The sequence below is a fragment of the Pseudarthrobacter sp. SSS035 genome (assembly GCF_023273875.1).
Lineage (GTDB): Bacteria > Actinomycetota > Actinomycetes > Actinomycetales > Micrococcaceae > Arthrobacter.
In genome coordinates, this window is sequence record NZ_CP096882.1 from 787,334 (window position 1) to 803,894 (window position 16,561).

17 protein-coding genes are annotated in these 16,561 nt (G+C 65.3%); 5 read left to right on the top strand and 12 right to left on the bottom strand.

Annotated features, from left to right (window positions below; all coding sequences use genetic code 11):
* Positions 1-13 precede the first annotated feature (13 nt).
* On the bottom strand, positions 14-685 hold the full coding sequence (locus MUN23_RS03565) for a hypothetical protein (protein ID WP_248762144.1): 672 nt from the start codon (positions 683-685) through the stop codon (positions 14-16).
* 117 nt (positions 686-802) lie between these two features.
* On the opposite strand from MUN23_RS03565, the gene MUN23_RS03570 reads away from it, so the two are divergent.
* The gene (locus MUN23_RS03570) at positions 803-1,558 is read left to right on the top strand and encodes a metalloregulator ArsR/SmtB family transcription factor (protein WP_058932765.1); all 756 of its coding nucleotides are present in this window, start codon (positions 803-805) and stop codon (positions 1,556-1,558) included.
* A gap of 30 nt (positions 1,559-1,588) precedes the next feature.
* Here MUN23_RS03570 and MUN23_RS03575 read toward each other — a convergent pair whose 3' ends face one another.
* From MUN23_RS03575 to MUN23_RS03605, 7 genes are all read right to left on the bottom strand, one after another.
* Complete coding sequence (locus MUN23_RS03575) at positions 1,589-2,491, bottom strand: HipA domain-containing protein (RefSeq protein WP_256468687.1); 903 nt, start codon at positions 2,489-2,491, stop codon at positions 1,589-1,591.
* The gene (locus MUN23_RS03580) at positions 2,421-2,606 is read right to left on the bottom strand and encodes a hypothetical protein (RefSeq protein ID WP_248762146.1); all 186 of its coding nucleotides are present in this window, start codon (positions 2,604-2,606) and stop codon (positions 2,421-2,423) included. The genes MUN23_RS03575 and MUN23_RS03580 overlap by 71 nt, the downstream gene beginning before the upstream one ends.
* A complete protein-coding gene (locus MUN23_RS03585) occupies positions 2,603-2,860 on the bottom strand; it encodes a helix-turn-helix transcriptional regulator (protein ID WP_248762147.1) in 258 nt (85 codons plus the stop codon). Before MUN23_RS03585 ends, MUN23_RS03580 begins: the two co-directional genes overlap by 4 nt.
* A 185-nt stretch (positions 2,861-3,045) precedes the next feature.
* A complete protein-coding gene (locus tag MUN23_RS03590) occupies positions 3,046-4,545 on the bottom strand; it encodes an MFS transporter (protein ID WP_248762148.1) in 1,500 nt (499 codons plus the stop codon).
* Between the two features lie 330 nt (positions 4,546-4,875).
* Positions 4,876-5,976 carry a class I SAM-dependent methyltransferase gene (locus MUN23_RS03595; RefSeq protein ID WP_248763978.1) on the bottom strand — a complete coding sequence of 367 codons (1,101 nt, stop codon included), beginning with the start codon at positions 5,974-5,976 and terminating at the stop codon, positions 4,876-4,878.
* A 340-nt stretch (positions 5,977-6,316) separates the two neighbouring features.
* A complete protein-coding gene (locus tag MUN23_RS03600; protein ID WP_248762149.1) occupies positions 6,317-7,318 on the bottom strand; it encodes a nucleoside hydrolase in 1,002 nt (333 codons plus the stop codon).
* 78 nt (positions 7,319-7,396) lie between these two features.
* Entirely contained in the window at positions 7,397-8,869 is a 1,473-nt protein-coding gene (locus tag MUN23_RS03605) for an MFS transporter (protein ID WP_248762150.1), read from the bottom strand.
* Positions 8,870-9,004: 135 nt separating this feature from the next.
* On the opposite strand from MUN23_RS03605, the gene MUN23_RS03610 reads away from it, so the two are divergent.
* From MUN23_RS03610 to MUN23_RS03620, 3 genes are all read left to right on the top strand, one after another.
* Positions 9,005-9,778 (top strand): GntR family transcriptional regulator, encoded by a 774-nt coding sequence (locus MUN23_RS03610; protein ID WP_248763979.1) that lies wholly within the window; start codon positions 9,005-9,007, stop codon positions 9,776-9,778.
* A gap of 21 nt (positions 9,779-9,799) precedes the next feature.
* Positions 9,800-10,675, top strand: coding sequence for a ribokinase (locus MUN23_RS03615; protein ID WP_248762151.1), 876 nt, complete (start codon positions 9,800-9,802; stop codon positions 10,673-10,675).
* 109 nt (positions 10,676-10,784) lie between these two features.
* A complete protein-coding gene (locus MUN23_RS03620) occupies positions 10,785-12,374 on the top strand; it encodes a serine hydrolase (RefSeq protein ID WP_248762152.1) in 1,590 nt (529 codons plus the stop codon).
* Here MUN23_RS03620 and MUN23_RS03625 read toward each other — a convergent pair.
* The 3 genes from MUN23_RS03625 to MUN23_RS03635 are packed head-to-tail and all read right to left on the bottom strand — an operon-like array spanning position 12,371 to position 14,618.
* The gene (locus MUN23_RS03625) at positions 12,371-12,610 is read right to left on the bottom strand and encodes a hypothetical protein (RefSeq protein ID WP_248762154.1); all 240 of its coding nucleotides are present in this window, start codon (positions 12,608-12,610) and stop codon (positions 12,371-12,373) included. The genes MUN23_RS03620 and MUN23_RS03625 overlap by 4 nt on opposite strands.
* Before the next feature lie 16 nt (positions 12,611-12,626).
* Positions 12,627-13,310, bottom strand: coding sequence for an excalibur calcium-binding domain-containing protein (locus MUN23_RS03630; RefSeq protein WP_248762155.1), 684 nt, complete (start codon positions 13,308-13,310; stop codon positions 12,627-12,629).
* Positions 13,311-13,358: 48 nt separating this feature from the next.
* Positions 13,359-14,618 carry a DUF1524 domain-containing protein gene (locus MUN23_RS03635; protein WP_248762156.1) on the bottom strand — a complete coding sequence of 420 codons (1,260 nt, stop codon included), beginning with the start codon at positions 14,616-14,618 and terminating at the stop codon, positions 13,359-13,361.
* A gap of 575 nt (positions 14,619-15,193) precedes the next feature.
* On the opposite strand from MUN23_RS03635, the gene MUN23_RS03640 reads away from it, so the two are divergent.
* Positions 15,194-15,892 carry a DUF2306 domain-containing protein gene (locus MUN23_RS03640; protein WP_248762157.1) on the top strand — a complete coding sequence of 233 codons (699 nt, stop codon included), beginning with the start codon at positions 15,194-15,196 and terminating at the stop codon, positions 15,890-15,892.
* A 400-nt stretch (positions 15,893-16,292) separates the two neighbouring features.
* Here the strand turns inward: MUN23_RS03640 and MUN23_RS03645 are convergent, their stop codons facing one another.
* Positions 16,293-16,436: a hypothetical protein gene (locus tag MUN23_RS03645; protein WP_156380336.1), complete on the bottom strand. Its 144-nt coding sequence runs from the start codon at positions 16,434-16,436 to the stop codon at positions 16,293-16,295.
* Between the last annotated feature and the right edge of the window lie 125 nt (positions 16,437-16,561).

Below are 16,561 nucleotides of genomic sequence, written 5' to 3' on the forward strand. Positions count from 1 at the left end.
TTGGGTCACGAACCTACTCGGGGGCGCGCGGCGAGTCGAGCTCGCCGGCGATCTTCTCCTCCAAAGCGGCCAGCGTCGCTTCGGGCAGAACGATCAGCCCATCCAGCTCGCGCCGGGCGCGCCTGTACGCCGTCTGCCGCTCCGCCGGCGTGGCGGCATTGTCCAGGGCGATGTTGAGTAGCTTCCTGGCCGTTGCCAGCCGCTGGCGTTCGGGACCCGTAAACTTGCTGTCTTTGATCCGCTTGGCTTCCCGCTCCGCGACGTCGAACGCCAGCTCGAAGCTGTGCACGGCCGTCCGGTATTCCGCCAGCCGGGCCGCCGTCGTAATGTCGCCCGGGGCGTCCGGCCGCAAACCGTCCGCCGCTTTCTTCGCCCGGAGGAAGGCCACCGTGAGGGGTTCGCGCACATCCGTCATGACCGGAAAGTCGATGAGTTTCCCCACGTCAAGCTCGTAGTCCAGCCACCGCCGGTTCACGGCGTCGTGCGCTGCCACCAGCGAGAGGACAGCAGCCTGGCTGGCCTGTTCGGCCTGCACCGCCTGGTTCTTGAGTTTGTACAGCTCCACCCGGCGGCGGTGGCGGCGTTCGCTGGCCTTGGACCACTGCCGGGCCCACCCACCCATCACTGCGCTCAGCGGAAAGACAAGCCACCAGTAGTGGGCGACAAAATCGAAGAAGGGATCCACAGATTCATCGTCCCACCTGCGCCGGCCCACTGACACGAATTTCCCGGGTCAGGTCTTGGTGGGAAGGGCATCCAAAACCCGTTGACATGTGACTAAATGGTCACCTATTCTTAAACGGTGGACGCCGTATTCAAGGCCCTCGCCGACCCCACCCGCCGGGACCTGCTCGATGAGCTCTTCCGGGAGGACGGGCAGACCCTGCACGCGCTCGAGGCCCGCTTCGAGATGACCCGCTACGGGGTCATGAAGCACCTCAAGCTGCTGGAGGAGGCCGGACTGGTGGTCACCCGCCGTCGGGGCCGCGAGAAACTCCATTTCCTCAATCCGGTGCCCATCCGCCTGATCCACGACCGCTGGGTCAGCAAATATGCACAACCATGGGCCGCTGCCCTCAGCGACCTCAAAACCAGATTGGAAAGTCCCATGGAAAAGATCTTCGAAATCTACATCAAGACCACCCCGGAGCGGCTCTGGGAAGCCATCACGGACAGCGATATCCGAAGCAAGTACCAGTTCGGCAACAGCATCAAATCGGACTGGACCACGGGCAGCCGCTTCGAGATGGGCAACCCGAAGGCCGACGGAGCCCTCCTGGGCGAGGGTGAAAACATCGAAGTCGATCCCCCGCGCCGCCTGGTCCAGACCATGCGTGCCCTGTGGGGCGAAGACGTGAAGGCCGAAGGCACCTCACGCATCACCTGGGAGATCGAACCGGTGGGCGATTCCTGCCATCTCACCGTCACCCACGACCAGCTCCGCGAAGGCGCTAACGACCAGCTCTACGGCGGCTGGCCTATGATCCTCTCCGGCCTGAAGACCTGGCTCGAAACCGGCGAAAAGCTCACCACCCCCGGCTCACTCATGTACACCTGAGGCGACTCCGGCCGGCGCCACCTGGTCCGGTTACAGCTGCCTGCGCGCCGCGCTTCCGGCAATGAGATCTTCTGCACGAGCAGCCACGAGGGCGGGCAGGTGCGCGAGGCGCTGGGGGACGGACGTATGAGCCTCCGCCGCCGCAACGAGGATGCCCGTCACGCCGGAGCGGGCTTCCTCGACGTCCATCCCCCAACTGCCAGCCTCCCTCACAAGATGGTCCAGGGTGATGTAGTTCAGCCGGGCCTGACCGGCCACTGAATGCCCTGCATTGGAGCTGCGCGCATATAGCAGCAGCGTTGGCGCGACGTCATACAGGGGCGCTAACTGCACCTCGCCCGTTTCCCGGATAAGCACCGAGTAGTTCTTGGAATGGGCGTCACCGTTGCCGATAAGGACATTGAAAGCCACAGCCTTCAACAACTCACTCTTGAAAGCCGCAGCATTTCGGCTGTGCGGCGACGCGATCGCCGCCACTTGAGCGAGGCGTGACGGTGCCGCGGTCGACTGATCGTACTTTGCCGCAGACGCAATCCCCAGAACCTGCGTGAAGTCTTCCTGATGAATCCGTTTGTGGTCCCCGGTTCGGTCATAGCGTTCCACTACCAGGGCATCCCGGGTGCCGAAGGTCTCCATCCGTGTCCGTGCCGCACGTAGGCCTGCGGCCCTGGCCAGCTCAAGCGCCCAATGTTCGGCCGCCAGCAAGTCCGGAATCGGTGAATCAAGCGGGTCGGGTTTGATGATGTGCGTGGAGGCGGCGCCGCGGGCCGGCCAATACCAGCCGCTGTCGCCTGGCGACAAGCTGCTGGACAACAGGACCTTGGATTGGACACCGCCAAGGGACGTGGTGATGGCGAAGTCCTCAGGGAGGTCCCAAGTTGATGGCTTTGGACTGCAACGGCAAGGACAACGAGAGCAGGGCAGCGCCGGCACCGTACTCAGCTACAAGGTCCGGGAGGTATTCAAGCCGCGGACGCAACGACGTTCCCGTGAGCCAGGCAATCCGCCGGCCATGCAGCCAGACGGCCAGCCGCTCATTCCGCCTCACTGTTTGACGTCCAAACGTGAAAACCGCGGAATAAGGGCAATGTCCCGCTCAAGGGCCCGCACCGCCGCGATGGCCGTCTCCAAAGAAACATTCTCGCCCTGTTCCAGGCGGACGATGGTGTGACGGCTCGCATTGATGAGCTCGGCCAAGCCGCTCTGCGTCAGCTTCCGCTCCTGACGGGCGCTACGTACCGCAGCGCCAAAGGATTTCGAATCCATGGCGCGGAAGAACGGAGTTTCAGCCGGATGTTCCATATATTCACCATGACAGGCATGTGAAACAAATGGTGAAGATAGTGAACATTCGTAGCTATTTCTGATATGTTCACGATCTTCACCCGCCACGCACCGGCGAAAAGCTCACCACCCCCGGCTCACTCATGTACACCTGAGGCGACCCGCGGCGCCCAACCCGGGCGCCGCCGTCGTACTCCCCCGCGCTACTTTTCAGGTCCCGCGTGCGCCGCCCTAGCGGCCTCATAGCTGGAGCCGAAGGGCAGCGTGTCCATGTCCAGCATGGGGTTATCGTCCTGGGTTGCCACCAGTTCGCGGGCAGCTTTCTCCGAATCCACGCTGGGCATTGACCCTGGCAGGTGCCTCCGGGCGGATTCCGGCAGGAAGTAGATGGTGACCGCAGCGATTGCGGAGGTGGCCATGAGGTAGTAAGCGGGCATCATGTCGTTGCCCGTCACCTGGATCAGGCTCGCGATAATGAACGGCGTGGTGCCTCCGAAAATCGCCACGGCGAAGTTGTAGGCGATACCCATGGCCCCGTAGCGGTGGGCCGTGGGGAACAGTGCCGGCAGCGCCGAGGCGAGATTGGCAACGTAGAACGTGACAGGGAAGGCGACCAGGGCCAGGCCGGTGAGCGTGGCCGGGATGGTCCCGATATCGATCAGAATGAAGGCGGGGAGCGACAGGACCACCGTACTGATGGCTCCGATCCACAGCACGGGGCGACGGCCGATCCGGTCCGAGAGATGACCTGTCAGTGGGATGCACAGGGACATGGCCACCAGGACCGGGATGGTCAGGAGAGTCCCGTTGATCTCGTCGTACCCCTTGTTGGTGGTCAGGTACGTGGGCATGTAGGACGTCAGGGCGTAGCCCACCGTATTGGCAGCGGCCACGAGGATCATGGCCAGCACTATCCGCTGCCAGTAGGCCTTGAAGATTCCCACCGGGCCCATGGGGCCGAGCACCTCACCGGTTTCGGGATGCCTGGCGACTTCGGCCTCGGCCTCGAGGGTTGCCTGGAACGCGGGCGATTCCTCAATTTTAATCCGGAAGTAGATCGCGATGATGCCGAGGGGCCCGGCGATCAGGAACGGAATGCGCCAGCCCCAGGCCTCCATCTCGGCCTGGCCCAGGGTTAGCTGGAGACCGGACACCAGCCCGGCACCTATGGCAAAGCCCAGATAGCTGCCCATGTCCAGGAAGCTGGCGAAGAAGCCGCGGCGGTGGTCCGGGGAGTGCTCACTGACGAACGTCGTGGCGCCTGCGTACTCGCCACCGGTGGAAAAGCCCTGCACCAGCTTGGTGATCACCAGCAGCACGGCAGCCCAGATGCCCAGCACCGAGTACCCCGGGAGGAGACCGACGGCGAAGGTCGCCGCGGCCATGAGCATCAAGGTCATCGCCAGGACCTTCTGGCGGCCGATCTTATCGCCAAGCCAGCCGAAAAAGACGCCACCCAGGGGGCGGGCGATAAACGTTGCTCCGAAGGTTCCCAGCAGGAACAGGTTCTGCACGGCTTTGTCTGCTTCCGGCAGGAACACCGGCCCCATGGTGGTGATCAGATATCCGAACACACCGACGTCGTACCATTCCATCGTGTTGCCGACGATGGTCCCGCCGAGCGCTTTCCTGAGGGTCCGATGGTTAACAACATTGACGTCTGAAACGCGGAGACGGCGTTTCTTGAGAGGTTGCTGGGTCATGGTCGCCCCACCTCCAAATTGAAATGGCGCATAAGCTGGCATACCCGCACTTTGGTTCCTCCAATGGAGGTCACACGCCACCGACGGATGGCGCCGTTCTTGGCGCTGGACTCACCGCGATGGCGAAGCCCAGGTGTCCGGCAATCGTGTCGGGCTGTCGAGAAGAGCCGAAGGTCCGATCGTGGGGAATGAACGCTGGGTTCAGCCCTGTCCCAATGGGTCATGTCGGCTCAATTGTGGTGCTCCGACCATTTTTGCACCGCCGCCCCCTCACATCAATGAAATTCGGTGAGAAACCCCGTTCATCAGGGGGCTGTTCCGGGCGCGTGACTACCGGGGAACAAGCCGCCACAGGGACGTGACCTCGGCCGCGCGCGCCTCGAACAGCGGATCGTCGCGGTCCGATGCCTTCGGATGCGTTGGCTTGGTGTCGAGCCGATCCATCACCTTCAGCCCGGCGGCGTTGATGGCGGCCAGCAGATCGTCACGCGTCCGCAGGCCAAGGTGCTCGGCAAGGTCGGAGAGGACAAGCCAGCCCTCACCGCCCGGCTCCAGATGGTGGGAGAGTTCGTTCAGGAAGCGGAACAGCATCCTGCTGCCGGGATCGTAGACGGCATTGTCCAGGATGGAATGCGGTGTGGCCGGAATCCAGGGCGGGTTGCACACCACGAGCGGCGCCCGTCCGGGCGGGAACATGTCGGTCAGGACGGCCTCGGCACGGTCCTGGACACCGAGGTTCCGGAAATTCTCACCGGCGCAGGCGATGGCACGGGGTTCATTGTCCGTCGCGACCACACGGTGGACGCCACGGCGCGCGAGGACGGCAGCGAGCACCCCGGTGCCGGTTCCGACGTCGAACGCCAGCGTGTCGGCGGGCAGCGGCGCGGCGGCCACGAGCTCCACATACTCACTCCGGGTGGGGAAGAACGTGCCATAGTGCGGGTGGATGCGGCCCTGCAGGGCATCGACGTAGACGCCGTTCCGTCGCCACTCGTGGGCGCCAATTGCACCGACAAGCTCATGCAGGGACACAGCGGAAGATTCGCCGATATCGCCGTACGCTTCAGCGGCGGCCTCCCGGATATCCGGTGCGCGGCGCAGCGGCACCACCGGGCCCGGATCAAGGGGAATCAGCAGCAGGCCGAGAATGCGCGCACGGTGCGAGCGGGACTGGCGATGCCGATAGAACTTTTCGGCCGGAGTCCCTGCGATCTTCTTTCCGGCGCCTACCCGCCGGTCCATGGCGTTGAGGATCTGCCGTGCGTTGTGGAAGTCACCATGCCAGAGCATCGCGATCCCCTGTGACGCCATCCGGTTCGCCTCATCGGCCGTGAGGGAGTCTGTGACCACTTCGACGCGCGTCGGCGCCGGCCTGCCGTTCGCCGAACGCCAGCGCGCGGTCTTGCTCTCACCAGCCTCGACCCAGGTCACGACGGCGGCATCATCCACCGCAGCTGTGCGCGCGGGATTGAGGTCCGGCGTCGGGATTCCCACGGGAGCTGGCGAGTCGGTAGTGATTTGGATCCATTCCAAGATTTCGAGGGGCCGATCGGCGACTGACGATTTGCGGCGGTGATTCCACGACGTGGAAGGCGACGGCCCAAGGATTCCGGACCGTCATCCGGCCGCGAACCGAGCGTGGTTGATGGCCGCTGGAGCCATTCAACCTGCATTGTCAGGATACAGGTGCCATGGTCGTCCGTTTGAGCGGTTAGCCGACGACGACGGGTCGCATCCGCCGTCGTCGTCGCCACTGGGTGTCGTCCCCGGCTCAGGCGACGGGCGCCGCGTCGAGGGAATCCTCGGCCAGCCAGGCTGCCTGCATGGTGCCGAGCAGGTGCGAGGCGAAGTCCTCGCCGAGTTCCAGCACCACGCGGCAACGCGCGCCACGCTGGTCCGGGAACCCGAGGTACTGCCCGCGGAGGTCGCACACCGTCTGGCCGCGGCCCGGACCGCTGGTGGTGTCCACCTCCACGCGGACGGTGGGAGCCACTGTCAGCTCCACTCCCTGGACGGCGATCGCGGCGGCCAGGGGATCGTGCATGGCGGAACAGGCGCGGCCAAAGATGTCCACGTAGAAGCCAAAGTAGTATCCCAGCATGTCGCCCAGGGCCTGGGAAACGGGGTGGTCCGTGGCGAGCAGCTCCTGCCGGTGGCGTTCTTCCAAAACGTTGCTCATGGTGACGTCCAAGGGTACGAGCGTCACGTTCCACGCGGCGGCGAGGACCTCCGCGGCTGCCTCGGGATCGTTGGCGATGTTGGCCTCGGCGACGGCGGTGATGTTTCCTGGGGCCAGTGCGGCCCCGCCCATGATGGTGATTTCGGCGACGAGTTCCGGCAGCTTCGGTTCCAGGCGCAGGGCCGCCGCAATGTTGGTCAGCGGACCGATCGCCACAACGCGCAGCTCCCCGGCGTGCTGGTGCGCGAGCTGGACGAGGAGTTCGGCCGCCGTCGCCTGGATGGGCTCACGGTCCGAGCGCGGCAGCTCCACGCCGCCGATGCCGTTGCTGCCGTGGACGTGCGGTGCTCCCCCGTGGAACGTGCCCGCCTGCGGGTGGTGCGCGCCCACTGCCACGGGAATGTCCGGGTGCCCGGCCAGCTGGAGCAGGTCGAGGGTGTTCCGGGCGCCTCCCGCGGCGCTGACATTGCCGCTGACAGTGCCGATGCCGACGAGCTCCGCGCGCGGGGTGGCGAGGAGGTACGCGAGGGCGAGGGCGTCGTCGATGCCGGTGTCGCAGTCGAGATAGAAGTGGGCGGCTGTGCGGTCAGTCATGGGATGGTCTCTCATTCTGGTGAGGGGTGGTGGTCGATTCGGTGGGCGGCACGCGGTGCCGCCCACCGGCGTCGGGCATTAGATCTTTTCGCCCTTGGGTGCCGCAATGAACAGGCTGGCGATGAAGGCGAGGACGGTGATGGACACCGAAATCCAGAGGGCCGCGGAGTACCCGGCCGCGGTGCCCTGGCCTGCGAACGGTGCCACAACCACGACGCCGAGGCTCGCCCCGATCCCGAAGCCGGCGCCGTTGATTCCCGGCAATGCGGCCGGAGCTTCCTTGGGCGAGAGGAGGACGGACAGGCCGTTGATGGCGGTGAGGAAGAAGCCGTTGTAGAAGATGCCCAGGGACGCGATGGCGATGAGGACCGCCACCTGGTTGTCGGCAAAGAGGGCCGCGGCAATTGCGCAGGCGAGGCTCGTGGCGGTGCCGACGCGGACCGTCTTGATCCAGCCGCGGCGGTCGGCGATCCAGCCTGCCAGCGGGGCGGCGAACACGCCGATGAGCGCGGCCGGGGTGAGGAACAGCAGGGCCGAGATCGACGCCGTGAGGCCGAAACCGTTCTTGGTGTCCTGGCTGAGGAGCACCACGGTGAAGTTGATGATGGCGAAGATGCCGGCCAGCGTCAGGATGGTGGTGGCGATGACCGGCCACACCTGCCGGGAGCGGAGGTGGTGGACGGCGACCAGCGGCGTGGAGCGCTTCTTCTCGATCAGCCAGAACGCCGTGAACGAGGCGATGCTTCCGGCCAGCAGGCCAAGCGCGGACGGCGAGGTCCAGCCCGCCGAGGAACCGGCGGACACAAAGTACGTAATGAAGACCAGGAACACGGACAGCGACCCGGCGCCCCACCAGTCCATGCGTCCCGGCGCGGTGGTGGACCGTCCCTTAGGAACGACCTTGATGACGCAGATGGCGGCGATCGCGGCCAGGACGAGGACGGCTACGAAAATGGACTGGAAGCCGAGGGTCTCGGCCATGAGTCCGCCGAAGTAGCCGTCCACCCCGCCGATGCCGCCGTTGATCGCGGCGATGATGCCGATGGACGTTCCGAACAGCCGGGCGGGCAAGTGTTCGTTGAGGACGATGTAGGAGAGCGCGAAGATGGCGCTGGATACACCCTGCATGAAGCGGCCGGCAACCAGCAGCGGCAGGCTGGGCGCAAAGATGCACAGCACGGTTCCCGCGGCCATGATGGACAGGACCAACAGCAGCGCGGTGCGGCGGCCGATGAAGTCACTCCAGCGCCCAATGACCGGGCCGGAAATGGCGCCGGCCAGGAAGAACATCGACTGGACCTGCGCCACGGCTTCCGGAGTCTCGCCAAAGAACGAACCAATGTGCGGAAGCGCCGGTGTGATCATGCTGGCGTTGAGCTGGAACGACAGGACTGCGAGAACCAGCGTGGTGATCAGGAGGGCCGCGGCCCGCCCACCAGGCCGGGCGTCTGCAGTTTCTGCGGTTCCTGCCCCTGTGGTTCCTGTACCGACTCCTGTACCGGCGGCCGGACCTGCCGGCTGCGGCTCCACCGCGGTGTTGGGGATGTTCACATCAAACTCCTTTGTTCAGGGGCGCAAGGTGGCGCCACGAGATGTGAGTTGTTATACAAGCATGTATTACGAGCTTGTGCAACCCATCACATCCGTCCGGTACAGTGTGCGTATCCGATCTTGAGCGAGGCCCCCTTGACCGAAAACGCCGTCCAGTTCCTGTCCCGACCCATTGCGTCCCAGCCGGGGCAGCCCCTGCGCGTCGCGGCCTACTCCCGCATCGCCGAGGCAATCAGGACCAAGGTTCTCCCTCCCGGCTCGCTGCTCCCTACCGAGACTGAGCTGGGCGCCATGATGGACGTCAGCCGCACCGTGATCCGGGAAGCGCTGATGCTGCTGGAGGAAGACGGACTGACCAGGGCGCGGCGCGGAGTTGGACGTTTTGTGACGGATTCGCTCCCCCGCATCGGGATCGAGCACATCCGCCCGTTCGACCAGCTCCTGGGCGGCCCGGAGCAGAACATTCAGGTCAAGCGCGTCGCAACCGTCCGGCAACCCGCGTCGGAGTTCGTGGCACCCGGAATCGGCGTCCAGCCCGGCGAGGATTGCTGGTTCTGGGAAAGCGTGCTCATCAGGAACGGTGAACCCGTGGCACACCTTCAGGAAAATGTTCCCGCAGCCACAGCCGAGGCCGACGCTTTGGCGGCGGCGGCCGAAACCACCATGCTCCCCGCATCCACGCTGCTCGACGTTCTTGGCGGACTGCCCGGAGCGTCCCTTGGCCCCGGGGAATGCGACATCAGCCTGAGCACGGTGGGCCCCAGTCGCGCCAAACTGCTGGACCTCCGCCCCTCGGAACCCGTGCTGGTCCTGACCCAGGTTGTCCGCCGGAACGGCGCACCCTTCTACCTCGCAAAATGCCTGGTGGCGGCCAAGGCCGGCCACCTCTCCGTTATCCAGTCCGCCTGATTCTTCCGAAAAGGTACTCTCATGAGCTCGTCACCCTCCCCTGCCCTGCGCCCGGCGCTCACCGTCGTGGGCAGCATCAACCTGGACATCACGGCCACCGCCGGCAGGCTCCCGACGCCGGGTGAAACCGTCGGCGGCGGAGTCCTCCGCCAGCAGCCCGGCGGCAAGGGCGCCAACCAGGCCGTCGCCGCTGCCCGCCTGGGTGGCAGCTCCCGCATGGTGGGCGCCGTGGGCCGGGACGAAGCCGGACGAAGCCTGCTCACCGCCATGGCGGAGGCCGGCGTCGACACCCGCGACATCGCCACGGTTGACGCGGCCACCGGCACGGCGCTGGTCCTGGTGGACAGCGACGGCGAGAACCAGATCGTGGTGTGCCCGGGCGCCAACGGCGAAGTGTCCGTTGGCGGCGTCCCGTTCGGCGCCGACGAAGCGGTCCTCTGCCAGCTCGAAATTGAGCAGGAACTGGTGCTGGAAACTGCCCGCCGCACGCAGGGCTTCTTTGCGCTGAACGCCGCCCCGGCCGCGCCGCTGATCCCGGAACTCCTGGAGCGGTGCGACCTTGTGATCGTCAACGAAAGCGAATACGCCCTGATCCCCGCTTTGAAGTACGCCCCGCTCGTGGCCGTCACCTACGGTGGCGACGGCTCGGCGATCTTCGAGAACGGAGTACGGGTGGCCGAGGCTCCCGCCGTTCGCGTTACGGACATCGCCAACACGATCGGCGCCGGCGACGCCTTCTGCGCGGCGTTGGTCCTAGCGCTTCGTGCCGGGCTCGAGCACAGCCATGCCTTGGCCGTCGCGAACGCAGTGGGCGCCGACGCCGTCCGGGACGCTTCCTCCCAGCCGGCCCTGCAGACGTTGGCGCACTACATCGAGGCGACGCGCCCCGCGGCCTGAACCCAGCCGACGCGCCGCCGTCTAACTCCCCCATCCAGCGGCGTGCATTGTTTAGGACGCTGCCAGGCCATACCGTGAAGGGAGGGTCAGCCGAAGTGCAGGTGCGGGCATGCGAGCAATTTCCTGGTCAGTGCGCTGCCTCCTGCTGTGCTTCCTGGCCGCGGGAATCCTCGGCGGCGCCAACCCTCCGGCCACAGTACAAGCGAGTCCCGAGCAGACTTACGCAACGCTGGACTCTTTCCTGCAACAGCAGATCGACACCCTCGGGATTCCGGGCACCGCCATTGCCGTCGTCCGGGACGGCGTCCAGGTGCACTCCGCCGCATTTGGACGCGCCGACGACTCCGGGCGGCCGATGACCGCCCAGACGCCGGTGCTGCTGGCTTCCACAAGCAAGTCCCTCACAGCCATCGCCGTGATGCAGCAGGTGGAGGCCGGCCGCCTGCTGCTGGATGAGCCGGTGCAGACCTACCTACCCTGGTTCACGCTGGACGACAGCCGCTCGCAAGCCATCACAGTCCGCCACCTGCTCCACCAGGCCAGCGGCATGTCGTCCAAGGACACGGCCTTCGAAGCCTCAGACGCGCAGGGCCCGGAGGCTCTCGAAGAAGGGGTCCGCGCCCTGTCGGGCTCCGCGCTGGCCGGTGAACCGGGCGAGGCCTTCCACTACGCCAGCGCCAACTTCAACATCCTGGGCCTCCTGGTGCAGACAGTCTCCGGCCAGCCTTTCGGGGAGTACCTGGAGCAGCACGTCTTCGGGCCGCTGCAGATGGCCCACAGCCATCCCACGCAGGCTGCCGCACGCGCGGACAATGCGGCCGCCGGCTACTCGCTCTGGTTCGGCTCGTTCTGGCGCCAGACCGACGTGCCCGCACCTACCACCGGCATGCCGTCGTCCACCCTGTACGCCTCGGCCGAGGACCTCGGCCATCAGCTGATTGCACTGCTCGACGGCGGACGGTACGGCGATGCCCGTATCCTCCGGCCCGAGAGCGCGGCGGCGATGTTCGAGCCTCTTGTGCAGGTGGACGGGTCCAAGGGGTACGCGATGGGGTGGTTCACCCGGCCGCTCGCGGAGTCCGCCGATCCCGCAGCACAGCCCGTCCCCGAGCAGGACTTGCCGCTGCTCCTGGAGCATCAGGGCGAATGGGGCAACAGCCACACCTACCTGGCGATGGTTCCAGAGTCCGGCCTTGGCGTCGCCCTGGTCATCAACGGCAATGACACCGCCGCCCCGTCACGGCTGAAGGCCATTGACACCAACGTCCTGCGGATCCTCCACGGGCAGTCCCCGGTTCCCGCGGTTGTCTTCGAGGACTGGCTGCAGCGTTACAGCTGGGCCGTGTCCTTCGCCCTGCTGCTGGCGGAGCTGGTGAGCCTGTGGCTGGCGCTGCGGTTCCTGCTCCGGCGGCGGGCCGCATCCCAGAAACGGTGGGTGCCTCTGGCGTGGGGCGTTGCGGCTCTCGCGCTGGACGGGTTTGCCCTGTGGCTGTGCCTCAGCTACGCCCCGGCCCGGTTCGATACCCACCTGTTCGTGATCATCCGCCAGTTTCCCGACGTCGGCATCTCGCTGATGCCGGTGCTCGTGCTGGCCATTGCCTGGCCTATCCCGCGGACGGTGTGGCTGCTTGCAACACTGTGGGTGGGATCCCGCCCGCAACTAGCCCGTTCAGGCTCCGGCTGGCGCGGCGTGGCCTAGAGTGCAGCGTTCGCCGTCAGCGGGGCGCCGTCGTGGGCCACTTTGACGGTGACCCGGCCCCGAAACGGCTCAAACCGCGGCGTGTCCATGTCAAAGTGCCCCAGTTCGGCTACTCGTGCAGTTACGGGGAAGTCCAGCGCGGTGATGCCGCTGAACGTGCTCAGCACTCCCTGGCCTGGATCAGCACTAAAGCCGACAGCCGCGGACACCTTCCAGAGGAAAGGTATCCGCGGCATTAATCGTCCGATTCGCTTACTTGTCGCACCCGATTCCGTCGCGGTCTCTGTCGAGGTGCGTCCCATATCCCGGTGTTCCGGCATAGATGGGCGCCGCACCTGCTGCGCGTGCCGCAGTGCAGTTTGCGTAGTACACGGCTGCAGGCGCCTTGACTGCCGGGGCTGGTGCAGGTGCAGGTGCGGGTGCGGGTGCGGGTGCGGGTGCGGGTGCGGGTGCGGGTGCGGGGACTACTGGAGCTGGCTTCGCGGCCTGCGCGGCTGCCTGATCTGCCGCAGCTTTCTCGGCCGCAGCCTTGTCCGCCACAACCTTTGCTGCAGCAGCCGTCTCTGCTGCCACCTTGTCGGCGGCGGCCTTATCCGCCGCGGCCTTTTCCGCCGCAGCCTTCTCAAGGTTCTTGACGCCGAGGTGAACGGTGGAGCCCTTTGCCAACTGTGCACCTCCCGTTGGGTCTTGGGACGTCACCTGCCAGTTCTTCTTTGAAATGATCGTCTTGCCGTCGACGGTGTCCACAGCCTCGACCTTGAACCCGAGATCTTCCAGTTGATCCGTGGCCTTATCTAGAGTCAGGCTCATCACGTCTGGAACCGTGGCCGCATCTGCAGCCACTGCATCAGCGCTTGAAGTTGCTGAAGCCTGCTTGCCACTGCATCCCGTCATCATGAGGCCGGTCAGCACAATTAATGTCAGTGTCTTCTTCATTTTTCCCCCTTGGAAAATTTTCTGAATTGGTGGAGTGATTGGGCGTGGCTAGCTCTCGCAGGCCACACCGTCGGAATCGCGGTCCAGCCCGGCCCGATAACCGGCCTGGCCGGCATAGATCGGAGCGGCGCCGGCGGCCTTGGCGGCCGTGCAGTTGGCGTAGTAAGCGGCCGGAGCTGCCGGAACAGGTGCAGGTGCCGGCACAACCGGCACGGGAGCAACCGGGACAGGGGCGGGTGCCACAGCCGCCGGGGCCGGAGCAGGAACTACAGGAGCAGCTGCCCCCGCCGGTGCAGGTGCCGCGGCCGGCGCCTGCGTCGCGGCGACTGGTGCCTGCTGGTTAGTTGGTGCGAGCTGGCCGGAGCAGTCGGCCAGGATCCTGGCCATCGCGTCGTGCTCCGCCTGGGTGACCCACAGGCTGTACGTTGCCTTCACCGAAATCTGCCGGGCCACGTATTCGCACCGGAAGCCCTTGTTCGGCGGCAACCAGGTGGCTGCGTCGCCGTCGCCCTTTTTCATGTTGGTGGGACCATCCGTGGACTGGAGGTTCAGAGAGTCATTCGCGAAGGCTGTCCGCTGCTCCGTGGTCAGCTGCTGCGCGCCCTTCTGCCAGGCGTCGCTGAGGGCAACAACATGGTCGATCTGGACGGCGCTGCTCGTAGCGCTCCCCCGCAGGAAGCTGATGCTCGTACCCGTGTAGGGGTCCGCCAGCATGCCGGACTGAACCTTGCAGGGCACGCTGTTGGTGTAGGTGATCGCCGTGAGGTCGCGCTTGAGCATGTCATTCCGGGTGTCACAGCCATTGCGGTCAACGTCCATCCAGGCCTGCCCGAACAGCGCGCGGTCATAGCCCGTCTTGGGCGCCCGGCCCTTGATGGGAAGGGTGGCCAGCAGGTCGATCGCCTTGGTAGCAAAGGCCGGCTGCGTCTTCGGCGCCGTGACGTCGTTCGCAACGAAGCTTGGAGTCTCAGGATCGAGCGGGGCGCCCGTCGCCTGTGCGGTTGGAACGGACGACGGCGTCGGCGTGGCTTTTGCAGATGCGCTCGCTGTGGCGGTTCCCGGCGAGGCATTCCAGTCCGAGGAGGCTGCCTGAAGGTCCTCCGCATTCGTCCGCGGCAACGCGGCGGCACCGCCGATGAAGAGAGCAAAGGAAACCCCCAGGGCGATGGCCCCTGCCTTCCGCTTGGCCGGGAGCCACGCCCAGGAACGGCGTCCAGTCGCCATGACATACAGGCCAGTGATGGCTGCCGAGATGGCCAGGACAACCAGGGCGCCCCCGAACCCGCCGCTGAAGGCACCAATAATCATGAAGAGGACTGTGATGCCGCCGACGACGAACGTCGAAGCGCGTGGCCTGCGGGGCGGATTAGGTCCGGGCGCAGGAGCAGATGGTGCTGACCCGAAAAGGGTCTGATAGTTCGACATTCTTTCCCCAATACGGCCGGGTGCTTAGCCTGACCCATTCCTTGAAACTTCACGTAAATGCCGAGCCTATTTCTTGGGGAGCTGGGGAAACCGAAACTTCGACGAACCTCGCACAACGTTGATTGAGTCTTGAGCCGATCTTGATCGGAGCACTGCCGTACGAGATCATTTCAGACGCATTAGCTGAAAACCACGACATAAATCCCGAAGGTGACAGGTGCTGCCCAAGCCGCGCACCGCCGTCGTAAATTATCGATGGCGCGTGGATTTCCACCTCTTATCGCTATTTCGAACTCACTGCAGTACGTTGGGCCTACGCCGTGCGAATAGGGTGCTGTTGGGCACCGTTATTCCGGCCGCCAACTCTCGGAAACTTCGATTTGCGCATAAGGCTGGGGGTTCCTGGACTAACCCAGCCCCGGGCGAGTGTGGAGCGCACAGACCAGAGAAGCGAACTCATGAAATCTGCAACCCTTCCCCGCTCCCGTCAAAGCCCCCGGACCCGGTGGCTTGTACCCGCCGTCCTGATCCTCCTCAGCCTCGTCCCGGTCATCGCCGGGGCCGTGCGCCTGACCGAGCTCTCGGGAGGTCAGATCACGCCGGATAACGCGCGGTTCTTCGATTCGCCAGTCCCCGTGCTGATCCATATCCCCACCGTCACGGTTTACCTGGTGCTGGGGGCGTTTCAGTTCGTTCCCTCGCTTCGACGGGGCAAGCCCGGCAGGGCCAGCTGGCACAAAATCGCGGGACGCATTCTTGCCCCCACCGGCCTGCTCGCCGCCCTGTCGGGTTTGTGGATGGCAGTTTTCTACGATCTCCCGCCCCTGGACGGGCCGCTTCTACTTGTCCTTCGGCTGGCCTTCGGGTCCGCCATGGTGGCATTCATTGTTCTTGGATTCATTGCGGTGCGGCGCCGGAACTACGTCCGGCACAGCGAGTGGATGTCCCGGGCGTACGCCATCGGCATCGCCCAGGGAACCATTGTTGTGGTGACCATTCCGTGGATTCTCCTGGTGGGACCGGTTGACGAACTGACCCGGGCGCTTCTGATTGGCGCATCATGGGTACTCAGCCTGGCGGTGGCCGAATACTTCATCCACCGGCGCGCCCAAATACCAACGCGAGCGGCGCTCCCAAGCCGTGCGCCGTCGTCGTAATTCCCGACGGCGGCCGCTGGCCAGGTGCCTAAGGTTTAGTAAGTGCGCTTACGGGTTGGGATCTAAACTTAATCATGGACACGATCCCGGCGGTTTTCCTCGTCATAGGGGCAGCGTTTGCCTGGCTGGGCGTGACGCTAGTGGTTATCCTCCGGACTCGGCACCGTAGGAGTGGATCGAGGCCGTTGCATCCGGCGCATCCCACTGACCAGGCTCACCTTCGTAACGGCATCCGCTGGCGCCGCCTCCGCCGGATCGCGGACCAGAACACCGGAACTCCGTCGAGACGACGCGGCCTGAGAGTCAGGAAGGTCCGCCATTAAGGCCTGATGGTTGAGCCTGTTGAAGCCGCGGTTTCGACAGGCTCAACCACCGGCAACAGGCTCAACCACCGAAACCGTCAGGACACCCGGCGGAATTCCCCCGGCCGGAGCTGGACGTGGATGGGCAGCACCAGCTGGATGTGGGTGTCGCCGATGGGCTTGTCGAGCAGCTCGTTGATGGAGGTCTGCCCTTCCAACTCGCTGTGCTGGTTCTTGCCCATGTATCGAGCTTATGTGCGCCACGGCGGGAGTGAATCCTAAGACACGCGTGAGCTATGGCCTCTTGTCTGCGGCAGTGCCAGTATGTGGAGAATCAGGTTCGCTGCAGGCGCCCCATAACCGGGCA

What these genes read in the sequence shown, in the direction of transcription:
- MUN23_RS03590 (WP_248762148.1), bottom strand. Translation starts at nt 4,545, where the DNA reads ATGACCCAGCAACCTCTCAAGAAACGCCGTCTCCGCGTTTCAGACGTC.
- MUN23_RS03630 (WP_248762155.1), bottom strand. Translation starts at nt 13,310, where the DNA reads ATGAAGAAGACACTGACATTAATTGTGCTGACCGGCCTCATGATGACG.
- MUN23_RS03645 (WP_156380336.1), bottom strand. Translation starts at nt 16,436, where the DNA reads ATGGGCAAGAACCAGCACAGCGAGTTGGAAGGGCAGACCTCCATCAAC.
- MUN23_RS03620 (WP_248762152.1), top strand. Translation starts at nt 10,785, where the DNA reads ATGCGAGCAATTTCCTGGTCAGTGCGCTGCCTCCTGCTGTGCTTCCTG.
- MUN23_RS03625 (WP_248762154.1), bottom strand. Translation starts at nt 12,610, where the DNA reads ATGCCGCGGATACCTTTCCTCTGGAAGGTGTCCGCGGCTGTCGGCTTT.
- MUN23_RS03615 (WP_248762151.1), top strand. Translation starts at nt 9,800, where the DNA reads ATGAGCTCGTCACCCTCCCCTGCCCTGCGCCCGGCGCTCACCGTCGTG.
- MUN23_RS03600 (WP_248762149.1), bottom strand. Translation starts at nt 7,318, where the DNA reads ATGACTGACCGCACAGCCGCCCACTTCTATCTCGACTGCGACACCGGC.
- MUN23_RS03640 (WP_248762157.1), top strand. Translation starts at nt 15,194, where the DNA reads ATGAAATCTGCAACCCTTCCCCGCTCCCGTCAAAGCCCCCGGACCCGG.
- MUN23_RS03635 (WP_248762156.1), bottom strand. Translation starts at nt 14,618, where the DNA reads ATGATTATTGGTGCCTTCAGCGGCGGGTTCGGGGGCGCCCTGGTTGTC.
- MUN23_RS03585 (WP_248762147.1), bottom strand. Translation starts at nt 2,860, where the DNA reads ATGGAACATCCGGCTGAAACTCCGTTCTTCCGCGCCATGGATTCGAAA.